This is a genomic window from Herminiimonas fonticola (genome assembly GCF_003293745.1).
GTDB classification, from domain to species: Bacteria; Pseudomonadota; Gammaproteobacteria; order Burkholderiales; family Burkholderiaceae_D; genus Oxalicibacterium; species Oxalicibacterium fonticola.
In genome coordinates this window covers 215735-231706 of sequence record NZ_PTLZ01000002.1, presented here as the reverse complement: position 1 = coordinate 231706, position 15972 = coordinate 215735, and the positions used below count along the sequence as shown (strand labels likewise).

The following is a 15972-nucleotide window of genomic DNA, read 5'->3' as shown; positions in this document are numbered from 1 at the left end:
GCTTCCCCGCAGGCTGAATTGAAAAGAAATGCAGGAAGAGAATCAACGACCGAGACGACAGGAGCCAGGATAACCAGGACGTGCGCGAATCGCGTCGCGAAGATCCCCGTTCGCAGCATTTCCACCTGTCCTGGCCGGTATCCGGGCTTGCAAGCATGATGGCCTCACCTTCCCATGCTACTTGCACAGTGGTTTGAGAGACAATCTGTCACAGATGCGTGACGCTTGATTACCGTTGCGGGGGCAGCACACGTTAGCTATAAGGCTTCGTGTTTCCCGTTTAACTGCAGACATGAGCATGTCCGCGAGCACCAAAACTGGCGACATTGTAAGGCCAGCAACACTCTGCGGCAACTGTGCCAAATACTTAGTGCGAGGGCTGTGTCATCAGAACCACATGACTTACTTCGAAACAAACAAGGATTTTGATGTTGAATAAGCAAAAGAGCATCAGGTCTGCAATTAAAAAAGCAGATGTAAAAATCCCGCGTGGATGTCGGAAAACATATTCCAACATCCACGCGGGACGATCTTGCAAATCATTGCAGTAATTTTTAAAATTAGAAATCCAGACGTGCCGAGAGTTTTACCGAGCGACCCGCATCAGGGTAGATACCTCGGTTATTCGAGCAGTCGCCAAACGCCTGGCTGTAATAGTCCTTGTCCGTCAAATTTGTACCACTCACAGCAAATTCCCAAGCACCCACTCGTACTGCATAGCGCGCATCAAGTGTTGCAAAGGACGGGATAAGTGCTGTACAGCTATTCGAAAAATCCTTGCCATAACGTTGTGTATCCACCCATTGCACGCCAACATCTGCGGTCTGCTTGTCCGCTTTCCAGTTCAAGCGGACAGTTGCCGTATTTTTTGGCACCAACACCATTTCTTTGCCTTCGTTAGGACCATCCGTAAATTTTGCCGAGACATGTTGCAATACCGCAGACAAGAAAAATTCCGATGACAATCGTGCGCGTCCTTCTATTTCAATACCTTGTCGTTTTGTGCGGTCAAGATTGACGTTGGCGCCAAAACCACCCGATGTAGGATCGAAAAAGATTTCATCTTTCAACTTATGCCTGAATACCTTGGCTATCAATTTATTATTTTCATTGCCCAACAATCCACCCAGCTCAAGATCGTTCGACCTTTGCGGATTTAGTGGCTTGGAAACAAAGGCATTTTCATCAACGTTAGCTACACGATAGCTTTTACCGGTTTTACCAAACAAGCTCACAAGCGGCGTTAATTCATAGCTTGCATTTAAATCGAAGGCATTAAGTGAAAAAGATTGATCGTAGGAAGTTCCTGCGCGCAAATCCTGATCAAATTTTTCATGTCTGGCACCTGCTGCGACACGCATATTTCCAAACTTTATTTCATTACGCCCATAAATCGCCATTGACTGTTGCGAGGCATGTTCATCGTCAAGCGCAAACCCGCCGGACGAACTCTGGGTAAAACGCGTGGAATCAGAAAAATCCATTCCGACAATCAACTCATTGCGCGTACTGCCGAAGTTCGATACGTATTTTGCGCGAGGAGAGAATTGTTTGACCTCACTTTCAGCGGTTGACAGAAATCCACTGAAGTCTCCTTTGGATGTCTTTTCCCGATAAGACAAATCAGCAGCGAGCTCCAGATTGCCGTAATGCTGATCAACAAAGAACGTATAACGATTGGAGTCGAGAGATCCGTTCTCCGTCGGTTTTAAGGTTTGTCTTGGATTTTGCAGATACTGACTCAATGTCAGAGAGCCCGGGAAGCGCAGATCCTGACGTGCTGCATCCACACGAAATCCTATTCGTCCATTCTGTAGTGCCCACTGAACACCACCGCTGAAATTCTCTTGTTTCAATTCGTTGTTGGCGCGATAGTTATCTGTACGCAAAGCGCCAAGATTGGCATCAATGGAGAAGCCGTCCCAGCCGGTATTCAAGGAAGCGCGTATTTCTTCCTGCCCACGATTACCTATTTCGGCGACGAAAGAACCATGTGTACCTTTCGTTCTACCGCGTTTAGTGATGATTTGGATCGTGCCACCGGTTGCGCCTTCGCCGTACAGCACACTACTGCCCCCACGAACCACTTCAATCCTCTCGACGGATTCAATCGCGATTGCAGACATCACTGCAGGTTGCAATTCGTTTTCAGATATGCGAATTCCATCCACAAAAATCGCCACGTTCTGATTGCTGCTTGAGCCAAATCCACGCAAATCAAGGGATGAGTCAGACGTCCCGCTTTGGCTAGAACGTCCAAATACGCCGGCAATCTTGCGTATCGCTTCGTTAATGCTGCCTGCACCAGAATCGCGAATTTGTTGTGCGGTAATGACTGTCGCGTCAATCGGTGCTTCCACACTTTCAAAACGCGATGCCGACACAGTGACCGGTGCCAGGTTTTGTCCGGTTTCAACCTGCGCAAAAACAGGGAAACTCAAAGTGGCGAGTACGGAAACCAGCGTGAGTGGTTTCCATGCAGCGATGCTGCGGGATGTTACAGGTTTCATCATGTCTTCTTTGATAAGGAGCACTCGACTTGCTTCCCCGCGAGTCGAGTTCAACGAAAGAATGGGACAAGGGCTATCAGAGCAAGCAGACATCGTGCAATTTTATGCAGACGCGCACTTGCGACGTTCCCCGTTCGCATTGCTTTCACCTGTTCTGGCCGGTATCCGGGCTGACAAGCAAACCATTTCACCTTCCCATGCAACTGCACAGTGGTCTCGAGAAATGATTGGTCACCTGATGATTGTGACGCTTGTTTTACCGTTGCGGGGGCAGCACACCTTGGCCTGACGGCTTCGTGTTTCCCGTTTAACTGCAGACATGAACATGTCCGCGAGCACCAAAACTGCGCCATTGTACGGCGCACACCCATCTGCGGCAACAGCGCTGACTTTTACCTGTTCATTTGCATGATCACAGACTGTCGCCACATAGAGCGCTGGTCTATAATCCAGCCTTGCCCGGCCATCCACTCATTGCATGTTTACTCCCGAACAAATAACAACGATAGACGCACAGTTGGCGCTCACGTCCGACCGCACCGCATTGCTGGAGGTGGATGGTCAGCCTGTTATCGTCAAACGTTTGGAGGCACCGCTCAAACATTGGGGTTATCCGGTACTGAATACGCTTGCATGTGTCTTGCGTCAACCTATGCTGCGCGCTGTACCGGCTCCTGGCGGCACGGCTGCGCAGGCAATTGAAGTCGCGCGCTTGCGTTCGCTAGCAGCAGCAGGCGTGTCTGTACCGGAAGTGCTGCACGTGACGCCGCAATGGTTTGCAATTTCTTTTCTCGGAAAAACTTCGATTGATCAATTGTTACGGCAAGATCCAGAGAAAATTTTGAGTTATTGGGAAAGCGGTTTGCAGGCGATTTTGCAACTGCATCGCCTGGGTCAAAATGCCAGCCAGTGTTTTGCACGAAATATGATTTGGCACGACGGCACCGTGAGCTTCATCGATTTTGAAGACGACCCGATCAAGAGCATGCCGCTGGCTTCGGCACAGGCGCGCGACTGGCTGTTGTATCTGCACTCCACTGCTTACATCCTGAACATGGATGCACAACAAATTGTTCAACACTTTTTGCTTTATCTGCGACAGGATGGAAAAGATATACAGCGTGAAGTGATGCGGGCGGCGCGCACGTTTGGCTGGTTGCGTACCCTGCCTAGCGAACGCAAACCGTGGGGAAGAGATGTCATCTCGGCGCAAGCAGCAGCGCAGGTTTTATATCTTGCTGCGAAACAGCTTAAGTAATCCTAGCAATCCACCACTAGCAATTCACCATAGCGAATCTTGTGCGGTTTTTGTGCGGCGTATAAAGCCATCTCGGGAATTGACAAGCCGTGTTCGCAGGCTGCCAGCAAGCGAATAATGCCGGCGTGACAAATCACGATGGCATGTTCGATATTCAAGCCAGATAACTCATCGCGAAACGCGCGTACGCGTTGTGCAACCTGCAGCACACTCTCGCCGCCGCCAGGTTGATAAGCGACCATGTCATTGCTCCACGCATTGACAGATGCACGCGGGATATCATCCCATGAGCGCATTTCCCAATCGCCGAAATGCATTTCTGCCAAACGCTCATCGTAAGTCGGTGCCTGGCATCCCAGCGTTTCCGCCAGGCTGGCACTTAACTCTCTGCAACGACGCAAGGGGCTGGAAAACAGCACGGCCTTCTTTGGCAATACCGGCAGCAAGGATGCATGCGCCAGCGCCAACTCTTCCGCCGTCACCTCTAAATCGGTGCTTCCATAACAGGTATTGGCAGCGACTATGGGCCGTGGATGGCGAACGAGATAAAGGTGCATATGAGAACCCCTCAATAAGCAATAGTGGCGAGCACACCCAGATAGAAAGCAACTTCTGCAACTTGCTGCACGGCGCCTAGACAATCACCGGTATAACCACCTATGCGACGCTGAAACATTCTTGCCAACCACAAGGACACCAGCGCAGCAAAAAGACTGCCTGTAAGTATTGCAAGCAAAGGCATTAATCCGGTCAAGCAAAGTATGACTATCGGCAATAAGGTCGTCGCAGTGGCAATGCAAAACTCTTGATTAGACATCTCCTGGCCGATTGGTTTCGCCTTGCCGTTCGCTTTTGCATAATCCATCCGCCATACCAAACTGACTGCAGCCAGACGTGAAACCGGATGCGCAACCAGCAAAGTAACAACCACTACCGGCGATGGCAGGCTGGAAAGCGTCATCCATTTCAACGCCAGCATCAAACCAATACCAATTGCACCGTAGGCGCCTATGCGCGAATCCTTCATGATCTCGAGCACGCGCTCGCTACTCGTACCGCCGCCAAAACCATCGCAGGTATCGGCAAAACCATCTTCATGAAAAGCGCCCGTCAAATAAATGCCGGCTATCGTCGATAGCAGCACCGCTATCGATTGCGTCCACAACAACGAGGCGATGACATAAACCAGTACAGTCACCAGCGCGACAACGATACCGACCGCAGGGAAATACCGTGAAGCATGTTGCAGCCAGCGTTCGTCAAAACCTACCCACCGCGGGATTTGTATCCGGGTAAAAAATTGCAGGGCGATGAAGAACAGTCGCAGCTGACGAATGCAACACTGCAAGCAACGCGCACGCCAAGTTGTATCGAGAATAATATCCGGTTCCATCATTTTCTATGCGCTCTTTTTACTCACATCGGCCGAATCGAAGGTTGCCATTTCACGCAGAAAATTCACTGAAGCCTGCAGCAGCGGCAAAGCCAGTACAGCCCCTGTTCCTTCACCCAGACGCAAACCCATTTGCAAAACCGGCCGTCCTTTCAGGTAAGCCAGCATTTGCCTGTGGCCGTGCTCGTCCGAGCAATGGGCGAATACGCAATAATCAAGGATAGCGGGCTGCAAACGCGCCGCGACCAGCAAGGCACTCGTGATAATAAAACCGTCGATCAATATCACCATCCGGCGCTCGGCTGCTGCCAGCATCGCGCCTGCAATCATTGCAACTTCAAACCCACCGAAGCTTGCGAGAATACCCAAAGGTTCGCCTACCGATATGACAGGAGCATGAAATGCAATCGCTGCCTCCACCACTTTTTGTTTGTGCTGCACACCGCTGGGTGCCAAACCTGTTCCGGCACCCACACATTCCGCCACCGGAATTTTTGTGATTGCATGCATGATGGCAGCGGCGGCCGTCGTATTGCCTATGCCCATTTCGCCGAAACCTACTACATTGCCCGTCAGCCCTGCGACCAGATCCGCACCGCTCTGCATTGCTTGCGCACACTGCTCTGCAGTCATCGCCGGCTCTTGCGCAAAATTGCGCGTGCCATATGCCACCTTGCGATCGAGCAAACCATCACGCGGCCCAAAATCATGATTAACACCAGCATCGACGATATGCAGTGCACACTTGTTTTGTCGCGCAAAAACGTTGATTGCCGCCCCGCCAGCAAGGAAATTTTCCATCATTTGCCAGGTCACGCTTTGCGGGAAGGCGGAAATGTTTTCCGCAACCACGCCATGATCACCAGCAAACACGATCAATGCCGGATCGTTGATGCTTGCTTGCGTAGTCTGCTGAATCAAACCTATCTGTTTGGCAAGCGATTCCAGCATGCCAAGACTGCCCAATGGCTTGGTTTTGTTATTGATCGCGGCGTCCAAAGCCCGGTCTAGCGCCACATCATGAGTAAAAGGGATAGAAGAAAATGTCATGCTTGCCGTACCCTCGAGAGGGTCCCTATCCTTGAAAATGAAACTGCCATGTTAATAAGCATCTGCGCCGCCGAATTGAAAATCGCACTCATACGAAGGTAGATTTCACCTCTGCACATAAGTAAAACCCGGGGCCAAATAAAAGTAGCTGCAGTGTAGGCGCGAGGGAACATCGCGTCAAACGACATGGCACAAGCATACCCATCCAAGCCCATTGTTCGCGACCGGGAAAAGCACCTCATATTTCATTCCCAGAAGCAAGAAAAACCTGCTGAAATTCGCAAAATCCTCTTCTCTTTTAACCAAATTTTGCAATTGTTGCGTCGCATTGAAAACTTGTCTTGAATAACTATGCGCTCCCTCTAAATCTGGGTATTATTGCCTCAGGTTAATACGCAAAATCGTTGTGCCTACTCATGACTTGTTTAAATGGAATGGCGCAATATTGCAGAGTTACACACGACAATCTTGTATTGCTGACGCGCTCCCCAGGGAATGCCAAGATGCAAGCGGTACAAACGAATAACAAGACAGAGAGAAATTAGATGAGCGGCGACCTGGATGATTTTGATGCATTGTTTGAAGAAATTTCCGCCCAACGTGCAGAAACAGTAGCGCCGGTCGCGCCGGCAGCCGCTGCAGTGGCACCGGCGACTCCTCCAACTCCTGCAGCAACTGCAGCGCCCTCGCCGGCAGCCAACTCTAGCGAAGATGTATCCGACAAGCCGATGTTTGAACGTTTGGGCGGCATTGTTCGTTTGCTGCACGACTCCTTGCGCGAACTCGGTTACGACCGCTCTTTATCGGATGTCGCATCACAAATCACTGACGCACAAGGCCGCCTTGAGTACGTCGCCACGCTGACCGAGCAAGCTGCGAACAAGGTCTTGAACGCAATCGATATCGGCATGCCCGAACAAGATGCCTTGTCCAAAACTGCCAAGGATATAAATACACGTTGGGGCCAATTGTTCGATGGCAAACTGAACGTGGAAGAATTTAAAACATTGGCAAACGACTCGCGCCAATTTTCCAATAAAGTGGTCATAGTCACCGAGGCCGAAAAAGCTCGTCTTCTGGAAATCATGATGGCGCAGGATTTCCAGGACATCACAGGTCAGTTGATCAAGAGGATTGTCACCATCACGCACAAAGCAGAAAGCGAATTGGCCCAACTGCTACGCGACAATGCTCCGCCGGAAATCAAAGCCGCGCGTGCGGAAGCCAAACCTGCCGACACACCTGTTGAATTGTTGAACGGCCCATCTGCACCAACCATTGCGATGGTGCAGGACGACGTTGACGACCTTCTTGCAGATCTGGGGTTCTAATGGACGACATGCTCAAAGATTTCGTTGTCGAGGCACTTGAGCTCGCCACAAACGTAGAAGAGCATTTGCTCAGTCTCGAGCGCAACCCTGGTGATTTGAATACACTCAACGCCGTTTTCCGCTCTTTCCATACGATCAAAGGTGGTGCCGGTTTCATGAATCTGCCGGCAATGGTCTCCGCCTGCCATCTGACAGAAAACCTGTTCGACGCATTGCGCACCGGCGAAGTCCCGGTCACACCGATTGCCATTGAAGCTGCATTGCAAGCCAGTGGTTTCGTCGCCGATCAATTAACTGCACTATCAAACGGCGCACTACCAAATAGCCTGCCAGCCATGCCAAGTGCATTGGAAGATATTCTCAACAGTGCCATTGAAGGTAAAGATGCAGTACCTGCTGCTACAACTCCACCGACTGGCGCCGTTGCGAGTGACACTGCCGCCGCAGTTGCTGCAGACGGCCTGGATTGGAACGCACTGTATCTGGCCGTCGTTCCTGCAGGCACGGCCATTCCGGTTTCCACAACGACGATCGCTGCAAACGCACCAGTTAGTGCTGCTGTAGCCACAACATCCGCGCCTGCTGCACCAGCAAAAGGCGGTTGGGATGGTGTCGACAGACGAAGCGAGAACAAAACTGCTGCCACCGCCGGCATCAAGGAAGAAAGCATACGCGTCGATGCAGTCAAGCTTGACGCCTTGCTGGAAGTTGCCGGCGAATCGGTACAAGCTGCCAATCAGGCTAGCGTGCTGCTGGAAAAACTTGCACAATTCCCGGTCGAAGGACAAGCTGCCACACTGATGGCAGCATTGGCAGAAACCTTGAGTCGTGCCTCGCGTTATTCGACTGAACTGCAACGCGCAACACTATCGACCCGCATGCAACCAGTCGGCAAACTCTTCCAGAAATTCCCACGCCTGGTGCGCGAACTGGCGAAGGATCTGGGCAAGGATGTCGATCTGCAAATCGAAGGCGCCGAGACTGAAGTTGATCGCGTGGTCGTCGATAGTTTGTACGACCCATTGGTCCACATGCTGCGCAATTCGCTGGATCACGGCATTGAAGACAATGCGACCCGTATCGCCAACGGCAAGTCGACCAAGTCAGTCATCCTTCTGAAGGCATGGCAGGAAGCCAGTAGCGTCATGATCGAGATTTCCGATGATGGCAAAGGCATGAATGGCGAACAATTGCGCGCCAAAGCCATCTCCAAAGGTTTGATCAACGAAAGTGCCGCGCAAACACTGGAAGAAATGCTGCAACTGGTTTTCCTGCCTGGTTTCTCCACCAAGGAAGTTGCCAACAGCGTATCCGGTCGTGGCGTTGGCATGGACGTCGTGAAAACAGCAGTCGAAAAAAATCGCGGCGCAATCACCATCGACTCCAAACTTGGCATCGGCACCCGCTTCTCGATACGTTTGCCGATTGAATTATCCATTGTGCCGACCATGCTGGTGCGTAGTTCCGATGCAGCATTGGCCTTGCCGATGTCGGTTGTACAACGTGTGGTGGAATTGCCGGAAGAATTCGAACATGTAGGCGGTGCACCAGTATTACGCGATCAGGGAAGACCCTTGCCGGTACGTTCACTGGCCGGTTCCTTAGGCTATGAGCTCGGCATGGAAAGGGTCGGCATCGTCATCGCTGCGCCGCAACCATACATCCTGTCCGTTGGTGCAGTCGAAGGTACCGCCGACCTGGTGATCAAACCGATGACAGCGATTACCGTGGCAGGCATTGCCGGCACTGCCCGCTCGGCTGAGGGCGAACTGGTATTGGTAGTTGGATTATCTTTCCTGCTGGAAGGCTGTCGCTCCACAGCAAAACTGGCCGCTTAAAACCGATCGCTCAAGCTGACATTCGCAACCTTATCTGTTGAGAAAAGTTGCTCGTACTTCAGCTCTGCACAATAAAAAAGACCCTGCTTAGTTTCAACTAAGCAGGGTCTTTTTTATTTAATGCACGAACTCAAGATTGATCAACACACCATCAATCGTCTTTCGCACCGTCAATACCCAACTCATGGATTTTGCGCGTGATGGTATTGCGACCTATCCCCAAACGCACTGCTGCATCGTTCTTGCGACCATGCGTATGCTTCAAGGCCATCTTGATCAAGGTCGATTCAAACTGACGACCCAAGGCATCCATTACTTCAGGTTGTCCTGCTGCCAGCAAGTTCGCCGCTTCGGTTTCCAGCAATGAAATCCAGCTGGTGTGTTCAGCCTGAATACCAGTCTGGAAAGACGATGCTTGAGGCGTGATGTTGCTGACTGCACTGCCATCGCTTTCCTGCACATAAGCTGCACCGTTCGTCGATGACACAGGCAGCGTGGACGATGAATACGCCTGGCCTTCAGTCAACTCATGCGGCAAGTCCTTGGCTTCTACTGTCTGCCCAGGTGCCATCACGGTAATCCAGTTACACAAATTTTCCAGTTGACGTACATTGCCAGGCAGTTCGAGGCTGGTCAAAAACTGCATCGCGCCTTCCGACATGCGCTTGACCTCGACACCGAGTTGTTTGGCGCTTTGTGCGAGGAAGTGACGTGTCAGGATAGGAATATCTTCACGACGTTCGCGCAAGCTCGGCAGGCGCAAGCGAATCACATTCAGGCGATGATACAAATCCTCGCGGAACAAGCCTTCGCGTACGCGATGCTCCAGATTTTGATGCGTTGCGGCGATGACACGCACATTCGCCTTCAACGGTTGATGCCCGCCGACACGGTAGAAATGCCCGTCCGACAACACGCGCAGCAAACGCGTTTGCAAATCGAAAGGCATGTCGCCGATTTCATCGAGGAATAAAGTGCCGCCATCCGCCTGTTCAAAACGACCCCGACGCGAAGCTTGCGCGCCGGTGAAGGCGCCGCGCTCATGACCGAACAGTTCCGACTCCAGCAAGTCTTTTGGAATCGCTGCTGTATTCAATGCAATGAATGGCTGCGATGCGCGTGGGCTGTGTTTATGCAATGCACGCGCAACCAGTTCTTTACCCGAACCAGATTCACCGGTGATCAACACCGTTACGTTCGATTGAGAGAGACGACCGATCGCGCGAAAAACATCTTGCATCGCCGGTGCCTGACCGAGAATTTCAGGCGTTTCGGCAGAAGCCTGTTCTACGCTGGTTTCACGCAGACTTTCTTCCAAGGCGCGACGTATCAGTTCAACTGCTTTGTCGATATCAAACGGTTTGGCCAGATATTCAAATGCACCACCTTGAAATGCCGCAACAGCGGAATCAAGATCAGAGAACGCGGTGATGATAATCACCGGCAAACCCGGATGTTTGGCTTTGACTGCCTGCAGCAATTCAAGACCGGTTTCACCAGGCATGCGTATATCGGATACCAATACTTGAGGGGCGCCGGTTTTCAGCGCTTCCATAGCATCACGTGCGTTGGAAAAACTCTTGGTTGCAAGATTCTCACGGGCCAATGCTTTCTCAAGCACCCAGCGGATCGACTCGTCGTCGTCAACAATCCAAATTGGTTTCATATAGTTTTAATATCCGCAGTCATATTGCAAAGTTATTGATTCATTGCTGCGACCATCTTGAAACTGTCACGGCAATGGAATCAGAATTCTGAAGTCCGTACATCCCGGCCGACTGTCACATTCAATCACGCCCATATGTTGCTGCACGAATGTTTGCGCCAACGTCAACCCTAATCCACTACCGCCATCCCGGCCTGAAACCAGAGGATAAAAAATGCGGTCTTGAATGTCCGGCGGGATGCCCGGTCCGTTATCAATGATATGCAAGTCTAATGCCAGCCGGTACCGCACCTTGGCTAGCGTCACTTGTCGTGCAATACGGGTACGGATGGTAATTTCGGCGTCGCCTGTTTTCATGCGGGAAGAAAGCACTTGCGCGGCATTATGTGCAATGTTCAATACCGCTTGTATCAGTTGTTCCTTGTCGCCACGAAATTCCGGTACCGACAAATCATAGTCGCGCTTGATCTTCAAGCCAGCCGGGAACTCGGAGACGATCAGGCTGCGCACGCGCTCACATACCTCATGAATATTCACGTCGCCTACGATATGCGGACTGCGGTGCGGTGCCAGCAATCTATCTACCAAAGTCTGCAGTCGATCAGCTTCCTTGATGATGACTTGCGTGTATTCGCGCAGTTCTTTCAAATGGCGCTCGGGTAATTCCAGTTCAAGCAATTGTGCCGCGCCACGTATGCCGCCCAGCGGATTCTTGATCTCATGCGCCAGATTACGAATTAGCTCCTTGTTGGCCTGGCTTTGATCGATCAAACGTTCTTCGCGATCCAGTTTCAATTGCTGGACGTTTTCCCGTAACTCGATCAATACCGGAGAATCGGGATCATCCAGTGCGGTCACCACCGTATGTACCTGCAAAGGTTCACGCCCTACTCTCTCCAGCGTCAGGTCTTGCCGCTTGTCGGCAAACTGATGTTCTACTGCCTGCTGGAATACTTCCTCCAGCTCCTCATAATTAAGGAACAGCTCAGTCAGTTTGTGATTGAGCAAGGTCTTGCTAGAACTTTCCAGCAAGTTTTCTGCCGCAGGATTGGCATAGGAGATACGGCCTTCCGCATTCAGCACCAGCACAGCTGATGCGAGCAAATCAAGACCGCCAAAGGAAATTAAAGGTTTTTTCACAGGAATCCAAAAAAGAAAAGCCGCATAACGCGGCTTAATCCTAGCAAACATCGTACCGATCTTGCTTGAGCGATCTACTTCAGGTTGCCTAGCTCTCGTTTCAATGCTTCCACATTTTTTTCTGTACGCGCAAGATCGTCTTTCAGTGCGGCAGTGCGCTCCTGATATTTTGCATAATTACGCTCGTCGCCGCGACGCTCCGGTTCACCGTTATTGTATTCACTACGAATAGTCGCCAGCTTTTGTTCTTCTGTCCTCATTTCATCTTGCAGAATCTGCTTGCGATCACTGTCACGCGCTTTCTGCACCGTATCGTTGACACGCGGAAAGTCTGTCGGTTTGGCCGATACCGTTTGCGTCACTGGCTTTTTGGCGGCGGATGAAGGAACAGTCGTTACGCCGGGCAGATCGACTCTTTTACAACCTTTGGTGGCACCGGTATTTTTGTATTCACGATTGCCATTGCTATCGACACACAGATAAACCTCGCTTTGCGCAAAAGCCGAAAGCGCAGGCAATGCGACGGCAGAGAACAACAGAATGGCGAATTGACGTTTCATAAACTTTCTTTTTGAAACTGTTAAACCGGGGTACTTAGTTTAGGACAAGAAACACTTGCTGACAAACATTGAACGGCAATTTACTGCAAGTCAGCAACACTTCAATTTATCAAATAATCTTTACCGAGCGATAACAGAACAATAAAAAAAGCGGGGAAGCTTGCGCTTTCCCCGCTTTTTTCGCCCTGTATCAGCAGCGACTATCCGAAGATAGTTTACAGTGAATAGTACATATCGTATTCGACTGGGTGAGCTGTCATGCGGAAGCGTTGAACTTCTTGCATTTTCAGTTCGATATAAGCATCAATCATGGAATCGCTGAACACGCCGCCACGAGTCAAGAACTCACGGTCTTTGTTCAAGTGATCCAGAGCCTCTTCCAACGAAGCGCAAACGGTTGGGATCAACGCGTCTTCTTCTGGTGGCAAGTGGTACAGATCTTTCGATGCTGCTTCGCCCGGATGGATCTTGTTTTGCACGCCGTCCAAACCTGCCATCAGCAATGCTGCGAAACACAGGTACGGATTTGCCAGAGGATCCGGGAAACGCGCTTCAACGCGACGACCTTTAGGGTTCGAAACGTGAGGAATACGGATCGAAGCCGAACGGTTACGTGCCGAGTATGCCAATTTAACTGGTGCTTCAAAACCTGGAACCAAACGTTTGTACGAGTTGGTACCTGGGTTGGTGATTGCGTTCAGTGCTTTAGCATGTTTGATGATGCCGCCGATGTAGTACAGGGCGAAATCCGACAAACCGGCATAGCCGTCGCCTGCGAACAGGTTTTTGCCATCTTTCCAAACTGATTGGTGAACGTGCATGCCCGAACCGTTGTCGCCAACGATAGGTTTTGGCATGAAGGTCGCTGTTTTACCGTAGGTATGCGCCACGTTCCAGACGACATATTTCAAGTTCTGGGTCCAGTCAGCGCGCTCAACCAGAGTCGAGAATTTGCTGCCGATTTCATTTTGACCAGCGCCAGCAACTTCGTGGTGATGCACTTCAACTGGAATGCCAAGCGATTCCAGGATCAAGCACATTTCCGAACGCATGTCCTGGAAGCTGTCGACTGGTGGTACTGGGAAGTAGCCGCCTTTAACTGTAGGACGGTGACCTGTGTTGCCGCCTTCGAGTTTTTCGCCGGTGCTCCACGATGCTTCTTCCGAATCGATCTTGACGAAGCAGCCGTCCATGCCGATTTTCCAGCGGATGCTGTCGAAAATGAAGAATTCTGGTTCTGGGCCGAAGTAAGCAGTGTCGCCCATGCCGGACGATTTCAAATACGCTTCTGCGCGTTTGGCGATCGAACGTGGATCACGGTCGTAGCCTTTGCCGTCCGACGGTTCAATCACGTCGCACTGCATGAATAATGTAGTTTCTTCGAAGAATGGATCGATGTTGGCGGTATTTGGATCCGGCATCAACAACATGTCCGATGATTCGATACCTTTCCAGCCTGCGATCGAAGAGCCGTCAAATGCATGACCGGATTCAAATTTGTCCATGTCGAAATGCGAAACTGGCACGGTGACGTGCTGTTCTTTACCGCGTGTGTCAGCAAAGCGAAAATCAACGAATTTAACTTCGTTGTCTTTCACCATCTTCAAGACCTCTGCTGCCGTCATTGCCATGCGAATCTCCTAAAATTGAGCAAAGTGATACAAATTAGTTAATGGGTTGTGAGCCGTGCGTGTACTAACAGCATGTGTCCATAACTCGCCCGAAATGATAGCAGATTCCATGCCACCGGCTTCAGCAAAAATATATAGTCGCACCTTGCTGGAGCAGCCGATGTTTACTGGCTAAGCGCCCTTTTGGAGCACGCTTTGAATCTTTGATCTGAAAAAACAATCACCAAAATGGTGAATTAATTTAATAAAGCACTTTTAAGGTGCAAATTATTAATAAAAGTTAACTAATGCACTATTTTTGATCATTAAAAAATCAGGAAGAAGACGACAGCAACTGCTGTTGGCAAAAGAGCGCCCAACAATAAACCAAGCATGCCTATCGATTCATCGTTGAATCCCTGACGCAATAAAGCCACACCCGCCGGATTTGGCGCATTGGCAATCACCGTCAAACCACCGCCGGCGACTGCGCCGGCAACCAGCATGTACTTGGCCGAATCAGACATCCCTTCGATCAGCGAGCCTAAATAAGTCAGCGCGGCATTATCCGTAATCGCCGTCAAACCCAGCGCACCGAAAAACAGTGCCGTCGGCTCCAGACTGGCAACGATAGGTTGCAACCACCATTGCTGCATGCCGCCCAAAACCACCAAACCTGCCAGGAAGAAGCCAACCAGCAAGCCTTCTTTCAAAATCAATGGATTCTGGAATTGCTCATACCCTTTAGCAAAACCAAGGAAAAACAAAAAAAGTCCGATAAAAATCACCGGGTGATGAGCAAAGATCACCACGCCGCTCAAGAATACAAGGTGTACCAGGCTGACGATTAGAGGCATACGCAATTCCGCATCCGGCTCACTCTTCACATCAGGCTGTTTGATGTAAGAACGCAGCAAGAAAGTCACGCCAGTCGCATTGACCAAGACTGCGATTGCCGCCTTCCAGCCGAAGTTGGCCGCCATGAAAGCACTATCCCAACTCCAGGTCGATGCCACCATCAATACCGGCGGCGCGGCAAACGATGTCAGCGTGCCACCGATAGACACATTGACGAACAGCACACCAAGCGCACCATATTTCAACCACTCAGGAATGCCTTGACGAAAAACCAGCGGTGCCAGCATCAAGGCAGCCAGCGTCATCGCGGCCGGCTCGGTAATCAATGAACCTATCAAGGGCACCAGCGCCATGCACAACCAGACATGCGCAATTGCCGTATTCACCGGCGCTATACGCGCAATCGTTGCAATCAATATTTTAACGATTTCCAACACCGGGCGCGAAGCGGCTATGACCATGATCACGAAGACAAACAGCGGTTCGGTATATTGTCGCGATTCTGCATAATCCAGTGCAGTAGTACCGCCAGATACCAAGGCCATCACTACGATCAATACAAAGGCCCAGAAGCCAAAGACGACTTCGATCTCGCCCAACAGATGCAATAAGCCCGCGTGTTTGGGATGATGATGCGCCAATCGTTCAAACGATTTTGCGGCGAATGTATGAATAAGTGCAATGGCAAAGATGAGCGCTGCGATGAGCTGGATAGTGGTCATTGGATTGCCTGGAGGACGTGAACACCGATTATAACA

12 protein-coding genes and 2 riboswitches are annotated in these 15972 nt (G+C 50.8%); of the genes, 3 read left to right on the top strand and 9 right to left on the bottom strand.

The genetic code is table 11. From position 1 onward, the window contains the following. Nucleotides 1-115: 115 nt before the first annotated feature. Nucleotides 116-331: riboswitch (cobalamin riboswitch) on the bottom strand. A gap of 229 nt (nucleotides 332-560) precedes the next feature. Continuing rightward, on the bottom strand, nucleotides 561-2510 hold the full coding sequence (locus Hfont_RS08455) for a TonB-dependent receptor (protein WP_112992421.1): 1950 nt from the start codon (nucleotides 2508-2510) through the stop codon (nucleotides 561-563). A 139-nt stretch (nucleotides 2511-2649) separates the two neighbouring features. After that, a riboswitch (cobalamin riboswitch) is annotated at nucleotides 2650-2868 on the bottom strand. 120 nt (nucleotides 2869-2988) lie between these two features. Here Hfont_RS08455 and Hfont_RS08450 point away from each other — a divergent pair. Next, on the top strand, nucleotides 2989-3768 hold the full coding sequence (locus Hfont_RS08450; RefSeq protein WP_112991953.1) for a BUD32 family EKC/KEOPS complex subunit: 780 nt from the start codon (nucleotides 2989-2991) through the stop codon (nucleotides 3766-3768). A gap of 2 nt (nucleotides 3769-3770) precedes the next feature. On the opposite strand, the gene Hfont_RS08445 is transcribed toward Hfont_RS08450, so the two are convergent. From Hfont_RS08445 to cobT, 3 genes are read right to left on the bottom strand one after another with little or no spacing between them, the layout of a single operon-like run. After that, on the bottom strand, nucleotides 3771-4325 hold the full coding sequence (locus Hfont_RS08445) for a histidine phosphatase family protein (RefSeq protein WP_112991952.1): 555 nt from the start codon (nucleotides 4323-4325) through the stop codon (nucleotides 3771-3773). 11 nt (nucleotides 4326-4336) lie between these two features. Beyond that, the gene (locus Hfont_RS08440; RefSeq protein ID WP_112992420.1) at nucleotides 4337-5161 is read right to left on the bottom strand and encodes an adenosylcobinamide-GDP ribazoletransferase; all 825 of its coding nucleotides are present in this window, start codon (nucleotides 5159-5161) and stop codon (nucleotides 4337-4339) included. A gap of 6 nt (nucleotides 5162-5167) precedes the next feature. After that, nucleotides 5168-6211 (bottom strand): nicotinate-nucleotide--dimethylbenzimidazole phosphoribosyltransferase, encoded by a 1044-nt coding sequence (gene cobT / locus Hfont_RS08435; RefSeq protein ID WP_112991951.1) that lies wholly within the window; start codon nucleotides 6209-6211, stop codon nucleotides 5168-5170. Nucleotides 6212-6756: 545 nt separating this feature from the next. Here cobT and Hfont_RS08430 point away from each other — a divergent pair. Beyond that, complete coding sequence (locus tag Hfont_RS08430) at nucleotides 6757-7542, top strand: protein phosphatase CheZ (protein WP_112991950.1); 786 nt, start codon at nucleotides 6757-6759, stop codon at nucleotides 7540-7542. After that, nucleotides 7542-9380 carry a chemotaxis protein CheA gene (locus tag Hfont_RS08425; protein ID WP_112991949.1) on the top strand — a complete coding sequence of 613 codons (1839 nt, stop codon included), beginning with the start codon at nucleotides 7542-7544 and terminating at the stop codon, nucleotides 9378-9380. The genes Hfont_RS08430 and Hfont_RS08425 overlap by 1 nt, the downstream gene beginning before the upstream one ends. 151 nt (nucleotides 9381-9531) lie before the next feature. Here Hfont_RS08425 and ntrC read toward each other — a convergent pair whose 3' ends face one another. The 5 genes from ntrC to Hfont_RS08400 form a co-directional block, all read right to left on the bottom strand. Continuing rightward, a complete protein-coding gene (gene ntrC, locus Hfont_RS08420) occupies nucleotides 9532-11046 on the bottom strand; it encodes a nitrogen regulation protein NR(I) (RefSeq protein ID WP_112991948.1) in 1515 nt (504 codons plus the stop codon). A gap of 66 nt (nucleotides 11047-11112) precedes the next feature. Continuing rightward, nucleotides 11113-12237, bottom strand: coding sequence for a nitrogen regulation protein NR(II) (glnL, locus tag Hfont_RS08415; RefSeq protein ID WP_112991947.1), 1125 nt, complete (start codon nucleotides 12235-12237; stop codon nucleotides 11113-11115). A gap of 23 nt (nucleotides 12238-12260) precedes the next feature. Then, on the bottom strand, nucleotides 12261-12746 hold the full coding sequence (locus Hfont_RS08410; protein WP_112991946.1) for a DUF4124 domain-containing protein: 486 nt from the start codon (nucleotides 12744-12746) through the stop codon (nucleotides 12261-12263). Nucleotides 12747-12961: 215 nt separating this feature from the next. Continuing rightward, nucleotides 12962-14377 (bottom strand): type I glutamate--ammonia ligase, encoded by a 1416-nt coding sequence (gene glnA / locus Hfont_RS08405; RefSeq protein WP_112991945.1) that lies wholly within the window; start codon nucleotides 14375-14377, stop codon nucleotides 12962-12964. A gap of 305 nt (nucleotides 14378-14682) precedes the next feature. Next, nucleotides 14683-15936 (bottom strand): putative Na+/H+ antiporter, encoded by a 1254-nt coding sequence (locus tag Hfont_RS08400; protein WP_112991944.1) that lies wholly within the window; start codon nucleotides 15934-15936, stop codon nucleotides 14683-14685. Nucleotides 15937-15972: the final 36 nt, after the last annotated feature.